Here is a 16,431-nt window from a genome sequence, read left to right as displayed (position 1 = left end):
CTCAGGCGAGCCACCGGAACAGGCGATTGCCTGCCGCAGCCAACGCGAACGAGACGGCGATGATTGCGGCAAGGCCGCCGACGTATGCGATGAGAAGATGACTGGCGCCCGCCAGGGCCGATACGTAGGTGACCACGAGGGCGATGGCGGCGACCACGGCGCACCCGATCGCGATCCAGACCAGAGTCAGCAGCCGGGCTGCAACGGATGACAGTGCCGTGCGGGCACGAGAGCGCGCGAGCACGAAGCCGGCAGCGCAGCCCCAGAACGCCACAACGAGCAGTGCAGCGACCACATCGCTCGGGCGATGCCATTGGTCGACGAGCGTCGCGGCCCCTGCGACAATCGTGAAGATCGCTCCGAGCATGGCGACCAGCGGGCGAAGGCGCGGTGCGGCCACCAGGAAAACGACAAGAGCCGCCGATGCCGCAACTGTGGCATGCCCCGACGGCAGCGAGTTCGCCAGCCCATCCGCGACACCGTGCTGCGGCCGGCCGAGAAAGAGGTACTTCAGCAGCTGCGTGCAGACGTTGGCCGCCGCAGCCGCGGCGAGTGCCGCGACGAACACCAGCCAGTTACGTCGTACCAGCACAATGGCAATGCCGAGCAGGGTTGCAGCACCCACCGCGACGTACGGCAACACGTTGAGAAAATGTTGCGTCGCCGTGACGAAACCGGCCTGCCAGGCATCCGCCCCCGCGAACGCCCGCTCATCGACCAACTGTCCCATATAACTGCGCACGAAGAACAGATAGACACCCGCGAACGCGGCAGCGCTACCGAGTGCGCCCCAGACGAACGGGGCGGCTCTGAGTGGGCTTCGGGAGGGCTGCCTTCGTGCGAACATCGCCGTCAAGCCTTGCACATCTCGCTTGGGCATTCGCCCAGATAGCGCGCCGTCGTCAGCGCGCCGTCGTCAGCTGGCGTCGGCCGATGGCTCCGGCGCGTCGAGCTCGAACTCGACATCCACGCCGACCAACGGCGCGAACCGTGCACGCATCACCGCGATCGCCTCGGCGTTCTGGTCGACGAGTACGAATCGACGGCCGAGAGCGCCCGCGACAGCGCCGGTCGTGCCGCTGCCTGCGAAGAAATCGAGCACCCAATCCCCCGGCCGACTGGATGCCTGCACCATGCGTCGCAGCACCCCCTCCGGTTTCTGGGTGGGGTAGCCTGTTTTTTCGCGACCAGTCGGCGACACGATGGTGTGCCACCAGACATCCGTCGGCAATTTGCCGCGAGCGACCTTTTCCGGAGTGACGAGCCCGGGGGCCATGTACGGCTCGCGGTCAACCGACGCGGAGTCGAAGAAATAGCGCTTCGGGTTCTTGACGTAGACCAGAATCGTGTCGTGTTTCGCCGGCCATTTGTTCTTCGACTTGGCGCCGTAGTCGTAAGCCCAGATGATCTCATTGAGGAACGACGCCCGCCCGAACAGGGCGTCAAGGAGCACCTTGGCGTAATGCGCCTCCCGATAGTCGAGATGCAGGTAGAGCGTGCCGTCGTCGGCGAGCAGTCGCCAGGCCTCGGCCAGCCGCGGTTCGAGGAACTCCCAATAATTCTCGAACCGGTCATCATAACTCAGCAGATCACCTTTGATCCGCTCATAGCTGTGCCCTTTGAAACCGGTGATTGTGCCGGTCGGAGAGCGAACGGATGTCGTGCTCTGCCGGCTTTGCTCACGCCCGGTGTTGAACGGCGGGTCGAGGTAGACGACGGTGAACGCGGCATCCGGAAGCGCCGGAAGAACGACAAGGTTATCGGCCTGGATCACACGGTTGCTCGACTCTGGGGTCCACGGTGCACACATCACTCCATTCTCCCCTGACCTGTCGCGTAGGCTGACGCTATGGCTCACGTCGTGACGAATGAAACAGACCGCAATCGGTATGTGATTTCGAAAGAGGATGGCGAAGCCGGCTTCGCCGAGTACCGAATCGATGACGGCACCATCGTGTTCACGCACACGGTGATCGACCCGGAGAAACGCGAGCGCGGACTGGCTTCAGAGTTGGTGCAGTTCGCACTGGACGACGTGCGGGCGACGACTGATCTTCGAGTGGTCGCGGAGTGCCCGTACGTCAAGCACTGGCTCGAAGAGCACCCCGACTACCAGGATCTGCTGACCCGCTGAGTCGCCCTTCGGTGGTCGAGTAGGGAGCGCTAGCGAGCGTATCGAGACCGTCCCCTCGGTGGTCGAGCAGCGAGCGTTAGCGAGCGTCCCGAGACCGTCCCCTCGGTGGTCGAGTAGCGAGCGCTAGCGAGCGTATCGAGACCTGGTTGCGGCAGTGCAGGGGGTCTCGATACGCCTGCTCGCTTCGCTCGCGGGCTACTCGACCACCGGGGGTACTCAGCGAACCGAATTGCCGTCAGCGTCGAGGCGGATGCGCACCGGCCCGTCGTGGAAGATGCCCTTGTCGCCGTCTCCGGCGATCGGTGCGGGTGCCGGAAGAATCGTCTGACGATCCAGTTCGGCCTGAGCTTCGTGCCTGGTCGGCGCGAACACTTCGTCGCCGATTGACAGCACACCGCTTCCGCGTCCGCCGCGCCTGCTCTTGTCCGACAGGTCGATCCAGCCGAGGGCGTTCCCGACGACGAGCACGACGACCACGAGTACGATGACGCCCGCGATGATCCACCCATTCACCGCGTCAGGATACACGACGCGACTGAACACAATGGTTGACCCTCATTGTGGGGGTCTGGGGCGTTCACGGCACGCGATTCAGCCAGGCAGCCGTGGAGAACTTGTCCGTCACCAGCTGGGCGGCTTTTGCGTACTCCTCTGCGCTGATATCCCCGGGCGTGCCACCGTGCAGGCGCACAAACGTTTCCTTCATCCGCTCGATGATCTCGGCGCGGCTGAGCCCGGTCTGGCTGCGCAGCGGGTCAACCCGCTTCGCGGCGGATGCGATGCCCTTGTCACTGATCTTCTCGCGTCCGATGCGCAGCACCTCGAGCAGCTTCTGCCCATCCATGTCGTAGCTCATCGTCACGTGGTGCAGCACACCGCCATTGCCGAATCGCTTTTGGGCGGCGCCGCCAATCTTGCCCTTTGGACTCGTGATGTCATTGAGCGGTTGATAGGAGGCGTCAATGCCGATCGACTGCAGCGCGATCACGGTCCACTCGTCGAGGAACGCATAGCTGTCTGCGAAGGTCATTCCCTGCACGAGTTCGGCGGGCACGTAGAGCGAGTACGTGACCACGGCGCCCTTTTCCATCATCATGGCGCCACCGCCGGAGATGCGTCGCACCACGTCATAGCCGTACTTCGCCGCGCCGACTGGGTCGACCTCGTTTTTCACCGACTGGAAGCTGCCGATCACGACCGCTGATTCGTCCCATTCCCAGATCCGCAGCGTCGGCTTGCGGCGGCCCTCGCCGACCTCGGTTGCGAGCACTTCGTCCAGGGCCAAGTGCATGGCGGGTGAGACAGCCTTGGCATGCACGATCTGCCAGTCGTAGTCGCGCCAGGTTGTCGCGCGGGCGAGCGAGCGGCGGACCGCGACAGCGACCGCATCCGGGGAGAAGCCGAGTAGAACAGCATCCGCAGGCAGTGCGCGCTGAACGGCGGCGGCGATCAGCTTCGCATCGGCATCCGCTGGGAGACCGTTGACGGCGGTGTCGATGAGTTCGAGCGCGCTGTCGGGTTCGAGAAAGAAGTCGCCGGACAGATGGAAGTTTTCGATGACGCCGTCGACCACTTCGAGGTCGACGACAACGAGTTTGCCGCCAGGAACCTTGTACTCACCATGCATGCTGACAGCTTATTCCGCGGGCGCGGTGCGTCGGGCGCGCGTGCGCGTAACCCGCTGAGGTGCGGGCTTATGTCGCTTTTGCGCCGCAGGGCGCGACATAAATCCGCACCTCACGGTTGGTCGCACGGTTGGTCGCGCGATTGGTCGCGCGGTTGGTCGCGCGGATGGTCATGCGACTGGTCAGGCCCGCGGAAAGCGGGCGTCGAGCCAGGTGACGAGGTCGGCCATGACTTCGGCGCGGTTGGTCTCGTTGTAGATTTCGTGGCGCGCGCCTGGATAGACAGTGAGCGTGACATCGGTCAGGCCTGAACGCTTGCGGTAGGCGGCGGCGAGGCGGGCATTGCTCGGAGCACCGCCGACCGGGTCGTCGTCGCCCAATTGAATGAGCAGCGGAAGCGCCACAGGAAGGCCGCGCGCCGGCCGGCCGAGGATGCGCAGCGTGTCCGCTGGACCGAAGAGTTTTGCCAGCGGGGTCAGTGTCGTGAGCGGATCCGCGACGAAGGCCCGCGCGACCTCGGGGTCGCGACTCAGCCATTCGGCACCGGTCGCGTTCGGACCCTTGTACTTCGCGTTGAGATCGCCGCTGTTGAGCGAGCCGAGCATCAGATAAGCGCTGCCGGAGAGCACGACGGCGGCGTAGTCATCCGCGTGCTTGTTGACGATCTTCTGAGTCATGAACGAGCCCCAGCTGTGCCCGAGGATCACCAGCGGAATGCCCGGATGCTCGGCCAGAATGATCTCGCTGAACTGGTGCACGTCGCGCTCCGCGGCCCGCAGGCCGCCCACGCCGAGCTTGCCGAGCTTGCTTACGTCGCCGTGCCATTGCTCCATGCCGGTCTGGCCGTGGCCGCGATGATCGTCGGCATAGACGGTGTAGCCGGCGGCGTTCAGGGTCGCGGCGAGTTCCTCGTAGCGGCGAGCGTGCTCGCCCACCCCGTGCACGACCTGCACGATCGCTCGCGTTCGGGTGACCGGCCACACGTAATAGCTGATCGCGACGCCGTCTCCATCGGTGAATTGGGGCACACGCTGATTGTGTCACGGAGTGCGGCGGCGTGCGCGGGTGTGGCACCTCACGGCTCGCGCGGCAACGCGGCCAGCGGTCCGACGGTGGCGCCGCCATCGACGGGCAAGGTGACGCCGGTGATCCACGCGGCATCCGCCGAGGCGAGGAACGCGATTGCGGATGCAATGTCAGCCGGCTCCCCCACACGACCGAGCGGATACAGCGGCAGCAATGCATCCGCACCACCCCTCTGGTTGTCCCACACGCGGGTGCGCACGGTTCCCGGGGCGACCACGTTGATGCGCACACCGTCCGGACCCAGTGTCACCGCAAGGTTGCGAGCGAGCAATGAAAGCCCGGCCTTCGCACTCGAATAAGCCGGCTGCCCGAACGCCTGGATGCCGTTGACCGAGCCGACAAGAACGATCGCGCCGTGCGATTGCTTGAGTTGAGAAAGGCACGCACGAATCAGCCGCACCGGGCCGTGGAGGTTCCAACTGACCACGGTGTTCCAGTGCGCCTCGCCCAGCGGGTCGTCGGGCACGATATCGCCGCCGGCGACGGAGGCGAGCACGTCGATCCGGCCGTAGTGTTCGACAACGGATGCGACGGCCGCGTCGACCGACGCCGCGTCCAGAATGTCGCAGCCGGCTACGAAAACGCGGGCGTCGCCGTCGCCGGTATCCGTCGACAGCTCCTTGCTCGCCTGCTCGGCGGCATCCACATCGATGTCAAGCAGTGCGACCCGCGCGCCTTCCGCCAGAAATCGCTCAACGGTCGCCCGGCCGATGCCGTGAGCGCCGCCAGTTACTACGACGACTTTGTCCGCGAATCTCATGCGGACACACTACTCACGTCGAACGTGAGAGTCTGCACCGGCACTAAGGCTCGACTACCGCACAAGCATCCGGCGTTCTTCGCCCGCGGCTGGTGAAGGCATCGCGACCGGTCCACCCGACCGTCTACCCGTCAACGTGTACCGCTGTTTGGCAGTGCCATCTTCTCGACATTCGGGTGGATCACCAATGTTACGGTTCACGCATTCCAACCCGGCTCACCACGGAGGTGCGGTAAGACCATGACTCCAAACACAGCGATAATGAACACACGCTCGGCAACCAGCAGTCTGCTGACCCGCCGTACACTCTTGCGGGGCCTGGCAGCGACGACGCTGGTTGGCTTCGGCGGCAGCACGCTCGCGTCGTGCGCGAGCCCTGGAAGTGCCGGTGGTCCGACGTCCGGCGGCGGCAAGGGACCCGTGACAATGGGCTCTTACAACTCCAATCCCGGCGTCAAGGACTCGCAGCAGGCGCTCATCGATGCCGCGTCGAAATCGACGGGCCTCGACATCAATTTGAACCTCGTCGATCACGAGACATTCAAGAGCAGCATCAGCAACTATCTCCAGGCAACACCGGACGACCTCTTCACGTGGTTCGCCGGATTCCGTATGCAGTTCTTCGCGGCGCAAGGACTCGCGACGCCGATCGATGACGTGTGGGACAAGGTCGGATCGAACTTCGGGCCAGCCGCCAAGGCGCTATCCAAGGGGCTCGACGGAAAGTACTATTTCATCCCGATGTACAACTACCCCTGGGTCTTCTTCCACAACAAGAGCGCTTTCGAAAAGGGCGGGTACGCGGTTCCGAACAGCTGGGACGAACTGATCACCCTCTGCAAGCGGGTGCAATCCGACGGACTGATCCCGATCGCCTTCGCCGACAAAGACTTGTGGCCGGCGTGTGGATTCTTCGACACCATCGACCTCAGACTCAACGGCTACGACTACCACATGAAGCTGATGCGCCACGAGGTGCCGTGGACCGACCCAGGCGTGACGGCGACTTTCGAGCAATATGCCGAGCTGCTGCCGTACTGCCAGACCGGTGCCAACGGGCGCATCTGGCAGGACGCCGCCAAGGCCCTGGAAAACAAGGAGGCCGTGATGATGTTCCAGGGTTCCAACCAAGTCGGGGCGAACTACTCCCCTGAGAACCTTCCCGATTTGGACTTCTTCGAATTCCCCGCCATCAACAGCAAGTACGGGACGGATTACATGGAGGCGCCTGCCGACGGTTACATGTGCTCCGCGAAAGCGAAGAACCCGGACGCGGCCAAGAAGGTGCTGGAGTACCTCGGTACCGGTGCCGCAGCTGCGAAGTTCCTCGAGACTGACAAGTGGGACGTCGGTATGACCAAGGATGCGGACACCTCCAACTACACGGAGCTCCAGAAGAAGTCGGCCACGTTGATCTCATCGAAGAAGGCCGTTTCGCAGTTCCTCGATCGCGACACGGACCCGGCCATGGCAGCAGCGGCATTCTCTGGTCTGCAGGACTTCATCCAGGACCCGAGCAAGTCCAACATCCTCGCAATCCAGAAGCGGCTGGAGGACCAAGCCAAGACGATTTTCGCGTGATCAGCGCGTCACGCGAGCTCGATTCAGATTGTAGAGGGGGCACGGCATGCTGCGGCTAGCCCATCTGTCACGCACAGACAAGCTCGTGGTCGCGATTCTGGTGGGGATTCCGACGCTGGCGCTTCTGGCCTTCGTATGGGGGCCAGCGCTGGCGTCCGTGCTCTTGTCCTTCACGCGCTGGAACGGTGTCGGCGGGCTCACCATGCAGGCGTGCCAGCCGCCGCCCATGCCTTCGGTTCTGAACAATGGATGCTGGTACGGGGCCCAGAATTACGTGCAGGCCGCGACCATCTATCCTGAATTCTGGCCGGCGGTACTCCACAACGTCATCTGGCTTCTCGTCTTCGTCGGATTCGCGACGCCGCTCGGAATGGCCTTCGCGCTCATCATCGACAGCGGTGTGAAGGGGAGTCGCTTCTACCAGAGCGCACTGTTCATGCCTGTGCTCCTGTCCCTCGCCCTGATCGGCATCATCTGGCAGTTCATGTACTCGTCGAACTACGGTCTGATCAACAGCGTCTTGGGCCGCACGTCGAACAGCAATCTCATCGACTGGCTCGGGAATCCGAATTTGAACCTGTGGGCCGTTCTGGTGGAGGCCAGTTGGCGGCAGGCCGGCTATGTCATGGTGCTCTACCTGGCCGGACTCAAGTCCGTCGATCCTGCGCTCAAAGAGGCTGCCTCACTGGATGGGGTCAACGAGTGGCAGAGATTCCGTTTTGTGACCTTCCCGGTGATGCGCCCCATCAACATCGTGATCCTCATCGTCACGGTCATCGAGTCTCTGCGGGCGTTCGATCTGGTCTACATCACAAATCGCGGTCATCACGGGCTTGAGCTGCTGTCTGTGCTCGTCACCAACAACATCGTGGGCGAGATTCAGCGAATCGGATTCGGCTCGGCACTCGGGGTGGTGCTGCTGGTCATCGCACTGGTTCCGATCACCTTCTTCCTCTGGCAGGCCTTCAAACGAGAGGGGAGCTTCCGATGATCGGCACAGACATCCGTACTGCGCACGCCGCAGTGGACGGGACGCCGCCACGAAGCCCGGAGAAGCGGAAAGTACACTTTCGGATGCGCCCGTGGAAGATCGTGGCCGAGGTTTTCATGGCCAGCTGCGCCATCCTGTGGCTGCTGCCTGTGCTCTTCGCCCTGTACGTCAGCCTGCGACCGATCACCGAGACCAACAAGCTGGGCTATGTCTCCCTGCCTAAGACGCTGACGTTGCAGAACTACATCGAGGCCTGGCAGCAATCCAATATCTGGGGCTACTTCGTCAACTCGGTGTTGATCACATTGCCGGGCGTGCTCATCACGTTGTTCTTTGCATCCGGCGTCGCATTTGTGATCACCCGCATTAACATCAAGTTGAACATTCTGCTTCTGATGATCTTCACCGCCGGCAATCTGCTGCCGCAGCAGGTGATCATCACGCCGCTCTACCGTCTCTATCTCGCGATTCCGTTGCCGGAGTTCCTCAGCTCAAGCGGATCGATGTACAACTCGATCTTCGGACTCATCGTCATCAATGTGATTTTCCAAGTAGGCTTTTGCGTTTTCGTCCTGAGCAACTACATGAGAACCATCCCTCAAGAGATGTACGAGGCCGCCCTGGTGGATGGAGCCTCACTGTGGACAAGGTACTGGAATCTGACATTGCCGACGATTCGCCCGGCGCTCGCGGCACTGGCAACGCTTCTCACGACGTGGATCTACAACGACTTCTTCTGGGCGATCACCCTGATATCGACGGGCAAGAATCGGCCGATCACGTCGGCCCTGACCGATCTTCAGGGTGAATTCGTCGCCAATCAGAACATGATTGCCGCGGCAGCCCTGATGGCTGCCATCCCGACCATCATCATCTTTTTCCTTTTGCAGAAGCAGTTCATTGCTGGCCTGACACTCGGGTCTACCAAAGGGTAAGGAGAGCGCGAAAAGAAATGGCGGCCGACTCGGGAGTGAGGATCAGACAATGACGACCACATTAGAGGATGCGTGGCACGAGATCCGCGCAGAAGCGGAACTGATGTCGCAGATGTCGGCGTTCCCGATCTGGACGGATGGTGACCACTGGGTGACATCTGAATTCGACCAGAACGAGCGCGGCGTTCTGCCCCACCACGGGTCATGGATGGTCGGCGACCTGCCGGCAATCCTGTGGTTTTTGGCGGCACACGGGGACGATCCGAACGAGCGTGCAAAATGGGGTGAACGTGCATTCACGTGGAGCGACCGTCTGACCAACAGAGCAGGCCTGCGGAGTTTCGCCTCGGTGGCCCATATGTTCTTTCGGGGCTCCCTCGTCGGGATGGCGGTCGCCCACGACGACCGGTTACGGCCGTTGGCGCTGGCGGCCGCGAAGACCGTCTCTGAGCGCTTTCTCGAGATCGGATACATGAAATCGTTCGGAACACCGGACGATACGCAATACCCGTTCACCACGGTGGACGACGTCATCAATCTCGCCGTTCCGCTGTGGTACGCGCGGCAAACCGGGGATGACGGTCTTTCACGCGCTGCACTGGCTGCGGTGGAACTCATCGCGGACCAGCTTGTTCGTCCAAACGGATCGACCGGTCAGGTGCTTCTGTTCGACGGAAGCGGCCACCCGGATGGTATCGACACCTACCAGGGCTACTCGCCGGAGGGTTGCTGGTCCCGCGGTCAAGCCTGGGGCATTTACGGCTTCGCCACCGTGTACCTGATCACCGGCGAACACCGGTACCTCCAACTCGCCCACACAATGGCCGACTACTGGATCGACCGGGTTCAAGACGAGCCGGCGCCGCTCTGGGATTTCGATCTGCCAGCCGGTGAAGAGCCGATTCGCGACACCTTCGCAGCGAGTCTGGCCTATGCGGGAATTCTGGAGTTGGCCGACCTCGGTGACGCACGCCGACGATCTGACCTGCACGACTATGCCGCAAGAATGCTCGAGGCGCTGTCTGTGAAGTACGTGAATGGGAGCCGACGTGGGCGTGGCATCCTGCGCGGCGCCGCACTCGACGTGCCACATGACCACGGCATCGGTGGATCGGTGATTGTCGGCGACAGCTACTACACCGAGGCCGTGTGGCGACTCCTGGCGGGTAAGAACGCACGCCACTCACATCGCGTGTTCCCGGTTTGAGAGTCGGGAACCTCCATCCTGCTCGAACTGTAACCTAAGGAGAGGATTGAAATCTCCGGGAGCACCGGACGTGGCACGCACCTTGATGCCCCGTACCGAGGACGGCGCGGGGCCGTATTTTGGTACCGAAACAGTTCTCACGGAACTCAATGAAGGCAATATCATCGACTTCTGCACTTTCCCGACCGGGGAATTCCTTGAGGGCTTGCCGCATTCCGTGTCGCTCAAGAATCTGGCGCCCGCGGAGCGGCCGGGGCAGGGGCACTCGGATGCCTGCAGGTTGGATTGTCGGCGCCTGGGCTCTTGCACGACTACTTCGCAATCCGCGCCGAGGTTGTCGCGCGAGGCGCCGCGCGCGAGCGCATCCGCGAGCGACTGTCCGGACTCCTGATCGGCTACGAAGCAGCGCAAGCGAAGTGACGGTCACTGCTGCCGGACGGTGCACAATTCGTCGTACTCGGAGACGGGGCACTCACCCGTCAGTACTCCGCAGCACTGACGTGTCCGCAGCTTCCATACACTAGCGCCGGTGGTGAGACGTTTCTGCAAGGTTGGCTTGCGCTATACAAAACTTCAGGGGCAGCTCCTCACGCATCGGCGACGATGCGTATCTGACAGCCGGACTTTCTATGGTTCGTTGCTGGTGCCTCGGCTGTGCCCGAGCCCGGTACCGATCATGTGAGCAGCGGTCCGGAGCAGTGCCAGTCTCGCGGGAATTGTCTGTCTGTTCAGCCTCGAAACGGAACCGGCGAGCGCGAGCGACGCGATCACTGCACCGTTAGGGGCACGCACCGGGATCGCCAGGGAACATAGTCCGATGTCGCATTCCTGCCAGCAGGTCGCGTACTCTTGCAGGCGCACCTGCGCCAGCTCCCAGCGCAACTTGTCCCCATCGACAATTGTCGCCTCGGTCAACCGGGCCAATGGACGTGACATGATGCGTTGCAGCAGGCCCGTGTCGTCCGTGAAAGCCAGAAGCACCTTTCCGGACGCCGTGGAGTGGAGAGCTGTTCGCTGCCCGACATTCGCAACCAGGTGAAATCCACTGCTTGCTTCGCCACGGTCTAGATAAAGCACTGAGTCCCGATCCAGCAACCCCAACAGAACGGACACGCCTGTCTTGGCGGCCAGCCAGTCAAGGTATCGTCGCGCGACCCGGGCCAGGTCGACCCTTCGCACCACGGTGGCTCCCAGCTCATACAAACCCCAACTCAGCCGATACTGCGCAAGCATCGGATCACGAACGACAAGTTGCCGAGACTCCAGTGTTCCGAGCAGTTGGTGCACCGTGGCCTTGCTGAGCCCTACGCGCTGCGCCACCATGCTCACCCCCATCCCGTGGGGGGCGCCCGCGAGCGCTTGTAGGACATCGATAGCGTGTTCGACCGACTGGACACGCCGCGTGCGCCGCGTGCGGGAAACAGCAATGCTCGGCTGTGCCGTTGATAGTGCAATAGTCTCGACCGTCATCGCTCTCGCCTATTCTTTGCGCCTCACGTCTACTGTGAACGACACGCGAGAATAATTCAATAGCGACAAGTAAATACTGTTAGCCATCAGCAACTAGCCAGGTTTGCCCGCCGAAAGGACCCAGTGTCCAGGTTCCGACCTCGTGACCGAGGAACAGTTTAGAGACGACCTCGCGGTTGCCACAGGGAGCGAGATCCTGAAAGACCGTTGCGCCACCGAGATTGTGTGCTCCTTGACGAGTGTCAATCGAAGGCTGCCTACCGCACACGGTGATTGTTGCAGAGTCGTGCGGACGCAGGCGCGAGCGTCTTCTCCGCGTCGACTTGCCTGCCCAGTTATCCCCAACAATGGTGAGGACCTCCCGGGGTAAACGTCAAGGTCGACGCCGCCGAGGGCATGTATGGCACCGAACGCATTGGAGATCCGCGCAGAGACAAGATGGGCTCCACTGTGTTGTGCGTCTCGGATTCAGACCGGGATGCCCTTATCATCGTTGACCTTCTTTCCCTGGTCGAATCGGAGCAACCGTTATGGCGCCTTGATGCTCTTCGGGGCCAGCCGCGCCATTGCGGCAAAGGCGATTGGCCGAAGGATCCTCTAGGGAACCCCGGCAGACCCCTGCTGTTACTTGACACCTGCGGATGCACACGATTCCGCGTAATCTGCCGCGCAGATCTCGGACACCGTTATCTACTGGTCACATGTGACGATCGGCTGGAGTCAAGCGAGCCACGCATCGAGACCGGACACGGGCGGGATCGCCGAGCATACACTGGCGCTCCTGGCTGCAGCGGCAGATGCTCCGTTGTCATCGTCGGTTTGCGATGGCTAACACAATTTTGTGACAGTTATTGCTTGCTCATGACTGCGATCCTAAGCTGCAGGAGAGCGAGCTCGATCCGAGGCGGTCAGAAGCAAGGACGCAAAGGCACAGTGAGACAATGACGACCGATCCGGGCCCTGCAGGCTCATCAGTTGCGCGCCGCGTGCGACCCGTCCGGCTGGGTGTACTCGGCTACGCGGCAATCTTCACGGGCGCAATCTTCCCCTCCCTGGCCGGTTCGATCGCAGTCACCGTCACGGCGATAGCATCCAGGCGGCAGATATCCGTTCCCGACGACTCGATCCGACTGTATACAGGCGAAGGCGCGTATCAGCAACTCCTTGACGACCCGCAGATCGACGCGGTGTACATCCCGCTGCCCAACCACCTGCACAAAGAATGGACGATCAAGGCAGCCGAGGCCGGCAAGCACGTCCTCTGCGAAAAGCCACTCGGGGTCACCGCAGCCGAAGCGTCTGAGATGGTCGAAGCGTGCTCAGCCAGTGGCGTGCAGCTCGTCGAGGCATTCATGTACCGCTACAACCCTCAGCACTCCAGAGCTCGCGAGATCTTGCGATCCGGTGAAATCGGGGAGCTCGCGCTGGTTCGCGTTGGATTCACCGTTCCGCTGGACGACCCTCATCGCAACGTGCGTTACGGCCCGTACCCGGGCGCAGGCGCCATCCACGACGTGGGCAGTTACGGCATCAATCTCGCCCGCTGGATGATGGGCGACGAGCCCACACGTGCACACGCGTTCGCGTGCAATCTCCCAGGCACGCAGGCCGACATCCTTCACGCCATAACGCTCGAGTTTCCCGCGGACCGGCTTGCGACGATCAGCGGCGGGCTCGCGCAGGCCCGCAAGAACACGTACGAGTTGATCGGATCCACCGGGCGAATCGAGGTCGAACGACCGTTCGCCACTCCGCCGTTCGTGGAGTCCGATGGCGACCTGGTCTTGCAGGTGACGACCCCGGCGGGCACACGCGAGGAGGCCTTCCCCGATGCGAGTCAATACGCCATGCAGATGGAGCAGTTCGCTCGGCTCGTGCGTGGCGAACCGAACGAGGTTTATCGTCCCGACGACTCCATACTCACTCTTCACGTGATCGACGCATGCATGCGCTCTCTCGCGTCCGGCGCATCCGAACGTGTGAATTTCAACGGCTAGGAGTTACACCATGGCGGGAAAAATCAATGTTGCGATCGTCGGACTGAATTTCGGCTCGTCGTTCGTGCCGAGCTACAAGTTCCATCCGAACATCGGCGAAGTCACCATCTGCGATCTGAACCCGACGCTGATCAGTCGGGTCGGAGATCGTTGGGACATCGCGAAACGCTATTCATCGCTCGACGATGTGCTGGCAGACGACACGATCGACGCGGTACATCTGCTGACTAACATCACGAGCCATGTCGACCAGTCCGTCGCCGTCCTCGAGGCAGGCAAGCACTGCGCGTGTGCCGTTCCGATGTCGTTGACGCGCGAGGGCGTGGAGCGGATTGTGAAAGCGCAGCAAGAGGCGGAGCGCGAATATCTGCTCGCAGAATCCGTGATCTTCACGCGCAATTATCTGTACGTAAAGCAACTCCTCGAGTCTGGGGAAATGGGCCGCATCCAGTTCATGCGCGGAGCCCACTACCAAGACATGGATGGCTGGCCGGCGTACTGGAAGGGCATGCCTCCGATGTTCTACGCGACCCATGCTCTGGCGCCTTCGTTCGCAGCAACGAAAAGCACGGCCAGGCGCGTCGTGTGCTTCGGGTCCGGGGTGATGCGTGCGCAGCTGCACGAACAGTACGGAAACCCGTACCCCATGGAGACTGCACTGTTCGAGATGCAGACCGGAACGCTGACCGAGATCACACGGACGCTCTTCAACAACCCACGCGGATACACCGAGGCTTTCACGATCAGCGGGGAGAACGTGACGTTCGAGACCGGCCAGCTCGACACGGACCTTCCCGTGGTGTGGAAGTACAAAGATCACGGTGTCTTCGACCCGAACATGAAGCTGGAGACGTTCACGACCATGGGCCGGCAGGTCACCGAAGACAGGATCGAGCCGCCCGATCACCTGGATGCGCTGCCGGAAAGCATCCGTGAGTACACCCGCTCACACCAGATCGCCAGCCTCACGGATCCGTCCGACGTCTTCGACTACCTCACCATCGGTGGATTCCATCCGCACCTCGTGGACGAGTTCGTGATGAGCATCGTCGGTGATCGACGGCCGGAGTTCGACGTGTACGGCGCCGCGAACCTCACCGCGGCATGCCTCGCCGCACACGACTCGGCCATGGCTGGCGGCAAGGAGGTCTTGATCCCGACCTACGGTCCCGAGCAGTAATCTGCGGCCGCAGGCTCAGCAGGCGCTGAAACGGCGAGATCAGGCCACGCGAACACTGGCCTTGCGGCACTATCTATGAGAGAACTCGCAACGTACCTACGCCCGGAGGGCAGCGGGGATCAGGTCACCGTGAGCGGCAAACAGTTCATCGCACATTGACCTGACCTCCCGCGTGGTCAGCGATGCGGCGGTGTTCGGGTCGAGCAGTGCAGCCTGGTAGACGTGGTCGCGATTGCCTTCCAGCACGGCCTTCACTGTCAGCTCGACAACGTTCAGGAATGTGCGATTCAGCGCCATAAGTTGCGGCGGTAAGGAGCCGACTGCGCGTGGATGCAGGCCGTCTGCATCCACGGTCGCAGGTACTTCGATGCAGCATTCGTCCGGCAGCCCGGTGATCAGCCCTGAATTGCGCACGTTGACGTAGAGTTCGGCCGAGCGGCCGGTTTGGTGGGCGAGGATGAACTCAGACGCCATCTCCGAAGTCGGTTCGAGCTTCAGTGGCGCTGCGGATTCCAGCTCACGCAGAGTCGAGTGGTACTCTTCCAGGCTGCGCTCGGACCGGTCGAGGTAGTCACCCACGAAGATGCGGAACTGATCTATTTGCTCATCGTGGCGCATGAACCATGGCACGTATTCCGCGCTGTGTTCACTTGACTCCGTGGGAAAGTATCCGAAATTCCGGAAGATTTCAACCCGCACACGCCGCTGTAAGTCAGGGTCGGAATCGATGACCTCCCGTAACCGCGGGTAAAGGTCCTTGCCGTCGTGCTCAAACTTCAGCACGAACGCCTGGTGGTTGAATCCCGCGGTCACGAAGTCGATCTCGGGTACAGACAAGCCGACCAGCCCCGCAAGCAAGTCGTGGGTATTCCGCACCGAGTGACACAGGCCGACCACGCGCTCGAACGGGCTCCCCGCGTATACAGCCCACGGCAGCATCGCCATCGGATTGCTGTAATTCAAAAAGTATGAATCAGGGGCTTCCTTCGCCAAGTCCTCACCGATGCCCAAGAGCACGGGGATGGTGCGCAGGCCGCGGAAGATCCCGCCGATCCCGATCGTATCGGAAATAGTCTGTCGAACACCGTATCGTGCCGGAATGTCGAAGTCCTTCCGAGTCGCGTCGTATCCGCCGACCTGAATCTCGTTGACAACATAGTCCGCTCCGGCTATCGCCGGAGCTCGAGTGATGCTCGACGTCACCTTGGCGCCGGCACCGCTTTGCACGTTGATGCGATTGACGAGCGCTTCAGCGTACGCCAGCCGTTCGCTGTCGATGTCGTGCAAGGAGAACTCTATGTTCCCGTGAAGTTCTTCGTAGCTACACAAATCGGTGATGACGTTTCGTGTGAATTGAACGCTTCCAGCTCCGATGAATGCAACCTTGATCATTTGGCCAGTATTACAGTTTGCACATGTCACGAACAAGTGACTTAAGCAAGTGCGCAATAAATTGTGTGTTCAT

General features: G+C 61.8%; 16 protein-coding genes. 8 read left to right on the top strand and 8 right to left on the bottom strand.

Translation table 11 applies throughout. The features are described 5' to 3' along the window. Window position 1: 1 nt before the first annotated feature. Both QU604_RS01910 and QU604_RS01905 read right to left on the bottom strand, forming a co-directional pair. A complete protein-coding gene (locus QU604_RS01910) occupies window positions 2–880 on the bottom strand; it encodes a phosphatase PAP2 family protein (protein ID WP_308467111.1) in 879 nt (292 codons plus the stop codon). Window positions 881–916: 36 nt separating this feature from the next. Then, complete coding sequence (locus QU604_RS01905; RefSeq protein ID WP_308467110.1) at window positions 917–1,810, bottom strand: DNA-methyltransferase; 894 nt, start codon at window positions 1,808–1,810, stop codon at window positions 917–919. 39 nt (window positions 1,811–1,849) lie between these two features. On the opposite strand from QU604_RS01905, the gene QU604_RS01900 reads away from it, so the two are divergent. Beyond that, window positions 1,850–2,134: a GNAT family N-acetyltransferase gene (locus QU604_RS01900; RefSeq protein ID WP_308467109.1), complete on the top strand. Its 285-nt coding sequence runs from the start codon at window positions 1,850–1,852 to the stop codon at window positions 2,132–2,134. 216 nt (window positions 2,135–2,350) lie between these two features. Here QU604_RS01900 and QU604_RS01895 read toward each other — a convergent pair whose 3' ends face one another. The 4 genes from QU604_RS01895 to QU604_RS01880 all read right to left on the bottom strand — a co-directional run bounded on the left by QU604_RS01895 (window position 2,351) and on the right by QU604_RS01880 (window position 5,605). Further along, window positions 2,351–2,647: a hypothetical protein gene (locus QU604_RS01895; protein ID WP_308467108.1), complete on the bottom strand. Its 297-nt coding sequence runs from the start codon at window positions 2,645–2,647 to the stop codon at window positions 2,351–2,353. A gap of 64 nt (window positions 2,648–2,711) precedes the next feature. Then, window positions 2,712–3,761, bottom strand: a complete 1,050-nt coding sequence (locus QU604_RS01890) for a lipoate-protein ligase LplAB (RefSeq protein ID WP_308467107.1) — start codon at window positions 3,759–3,761, stop codon at window positions 2,712–2,714. A gap of 180 nt (window positions 3,762–3,941) precedes the next feature. After that, the gene (locus QU604_RS01885; protein ID WP_308467106.1) at window positions 3,942–4,787 is read right to left on the bottom strand and encodes an alpha/beta fold hydrolase; all 846 of its coding nucleotides are present in this window, start codon (window positions 4,785–4,787) and stop codon (window positions 3,942–3,944) included. Between the two features lie 47 nt (window positions 4,788–4,834). Continuing rightward, the gene (locus QU604_RS01880) at window positions 4,835–5,605 is read right to left on the bottom strand and encodes an SDR family NAD(P)-dependent oxidoreductase (RefSeq protein ID WP_308467105.1); all 771 of its coding nucleotides are present in this window, start codon (window positions 5,603–5,605) and stop codon (window positions 4,835–4,837) included. Between the two features lie 261 nt (window positions 5,606–5,866). On the opposite strand from QU604_RS01880, the gene QU604_RS01875 reads away from it, so the two are divergent. From QU604_RS01875 to QU604_RS01855, 5 genes are all read left to right on the top strand, one after another. Next, a complete protein-coding gene (locus tag QU604_RS01875) occupies window positions 5,867–7,186 on the top strand; it encodes an ABC transporter substrate-binding protein (RefSeq protein WP_308467104.1) in 1,320 nt (439 codons plus the stop codon). Window positions 7,187–7,232: 46 nt separating this feature from the next. Next, the gene (locus QU604_RS01870) at window positions 7,233–8,177 is read left to right on the top strand and encodes a carbohydrate ABC transporter permease (protein ID WP_308467103.1); all 945 of its coding nucleotides are present in this window, start codon (window positions 7,233–7,235) and stop codon (window positions 8,175–8,177) included. Continuing rightward, window positions 8,174–9,112 carry a carbohydrate ABC transporter permease gene (locus tag QU604_RS01865; protein ID WP_308467102.1) on the top strand — a complete coding sequence of 313 codons (939 nt, stop codon included), beginning with the start codon at window positions 8,174–8,176 and terminating at the stop codon, window positions 9,110–9,112. Before QU604_RS01870 ends, QU604_RS01865 begins: the two co-directional genes overlap by 4 nt. A 49-nt stretch (window positions 9,113–9,161) precedes the next feature. Beyond that, window positions 9,162–10,319 (top strand): YyaL domain-containing protein, encoded by a 1,158-nt coding sequence (locus QU604_RS01860; RefSeq protein WP_308467101.1) that lies wholly within the window; start codon window positions 9,162–9,164, stop codon window positions 10,317–10,319. Between the two features lie 273 nt (window positions 10,320–10,592). Next, window positions 10,593–10,739 carry a 2-dehydro-3-deoxygalactonokinase gene (locus tag QU604_RS01855; protein ID WP_345784282.1) on the top strand — a complete coding sequence of 49 codons (147 nt, stop codon included), beginning with the start codon at window positions 10,593–10,595 and terminating at the stop codon, window positions 10,737–10,739. A 207-nt stretch (window positions 10,740–10,946) separates the two neighbouring features. Here the strand turns inward: QU604_RS01855 and QU604_RS01850 are convergent, their stop codons facing one another. After that, complete coding sequence (locus tag QU604_RS01850) at window positions 10,947–11,789, bottom strand: IclR family transcriptional regulator (RefSeq protein WP_308467099.1); 843 nt, start codon at window positions 11,787–11,789, stop codon at window positions 10,947–10,949. A 941-nt stretch (window positions 11,790–12,730) separates the two neighbouring features. Between QU604_RS01850 and QU604_RS01845 the strand changes: the two genes are divergently transcribed. Then, complete coding sequence (locus QU604_RS01845) at window positions 12,731–13,786, top strand: Gfo/Idh/MocA family protein (RefSeq protein WP_308467098.1); 1,056 nt, start codon at window positions 12,731–12,733, stop codon at window positions 13,784–13,786. A 10-nt stretch (window positions 13,787–13,796) separates the two neighbouring features. Further along, window positions 13,797–14,966, top strand: a complete 1,170-nt coding sequence (locus QU604_RS01840) for a Gfo/Idh/MocA family protein (protein ID WP_308467097.1) — start codon at window positions 13,797–13,799, stop codon at window positions 14,964–14,966. 96 nt (window positions 14,967–15,062) lie between these two features. On the opposite strand, the gene melA is transcribed toward QU604_RS01840, so the two are convergent. Further along, complete coding sequence (gene melA / locus QU604_RS01835; RefSeq protein WP_308467096.1) at window positions 15,063–16,358, bottom strand: alpha-galactosidase; 1,296 nt, start codon at window positions 16,356–16,358, stop codon at window positions 15,063–15,065. Between the last annotated feature and the right edge of the window lie 73 nt (window positions 16,359–16,431).

Source organism: Rathayibacter sp. SW19 (assembly GCF_030866825.1).
Lineage (GTDB): Bacteria > Actinomycetota > Actinomycetes > Actinomycetales > Microbacteriaceae > Rathayibacter_A > Rathayibacter_A soli.
Note: the sequence above shows the minus strand (reverse complement) of the source record. Positions and strands in the feature narration are given on the sequence as shown.

Bases quoted from the DNA above. Each gene is read 5' to 3' on its own strand.
- QU604_RS01910 (WP_308467111.1), bottom strand. From the start codon at position 880: ATGCCCAAGCGAGATGTGCAAGGCTTGACGGCGATGTTCGCACGAAGG.
- QU604_RS01905 (WP_308467110.1), bottom strand. From the start codon at position 1,810: ATGTGTGCACCGTGGACCCCAGAGTCGAGCAACCGTGTGATCCAGGCC.
- QU604_RS01900 (WP_308467109.1), top strand. From the start codon at position 1,850: ATGGCTCACGTCGTGACGAATGAAACAGACCGCAATCGGTATGTGATT.
- QU604_RS01890 (WP_308467107.1), bottom strand. From the start codon at position 3,761: ATGCATGGTGAGTACAAGGTTCCTGGCGGCAAACTCGTTGTCGTCGAC.
- QU604_RS01880 (WP_308467105.1), bottom strand. From the start codon at position 5,605: ATGAGATTCGCGGACAAAGTCGTCGTAGTAACTGGCGGCGCTCACGGC.
- QU604_RS01875 (WP_308467104.1), top strand. From the start codon at position 5,867: ATGAACACACGCTCGGCAACCAGCAGTCTGCTGACCCGCCGTACACTC.
- QU604_RS01870 (WP_308467103.1), top strand. From the start codon at position 7,233: ATGCTGCGGCTAGCCCATCTGTCACGCACAGACAAGCTCGTGGTCGCG.
- QU604_RS01865 (WP_308467102.1), top strand. From the start codon at position 8,174: ATGATCGGCACAGACATCCGTACTGCGCACGCCGCAGTGGACGGGACG.
- QU604_RS01860 (WP_308467101.1), top strand. From the start codon at position 9,162: ATGACGACCACATTAGAGGATGCGTGGCACGAGATCCGCGCAGAAGCG.
- QU604_RS01850 (WP_308467099.1), bottom strand. From the start codon at position 11,789: ATGACGGTCGAGACTATTGCACTATCAACGGCACAGCCGAGCATTGCT.
- QU604_RS01845 (WP_308467098.1), top strand. From the start codon at position 12,731: ATGACGACCGATCCGGGCCCTGCAGGCTCATCAGTTGCGCGCCGCGTG.
- QU604_RS01840 (WP_308467097.1), top strand. From the start codon at position 13,797: ATGGCGGGAAAAATCAATGTTGCGATCGTCGGACTGAATTTCGGCTCG.
- melA (WP_308467096.1), bottom strand. From the start codon at position 16,358: ATGATCAAGGTTGCATTCATCGGAGCTGGAAGCGTTCAATTCACACGA.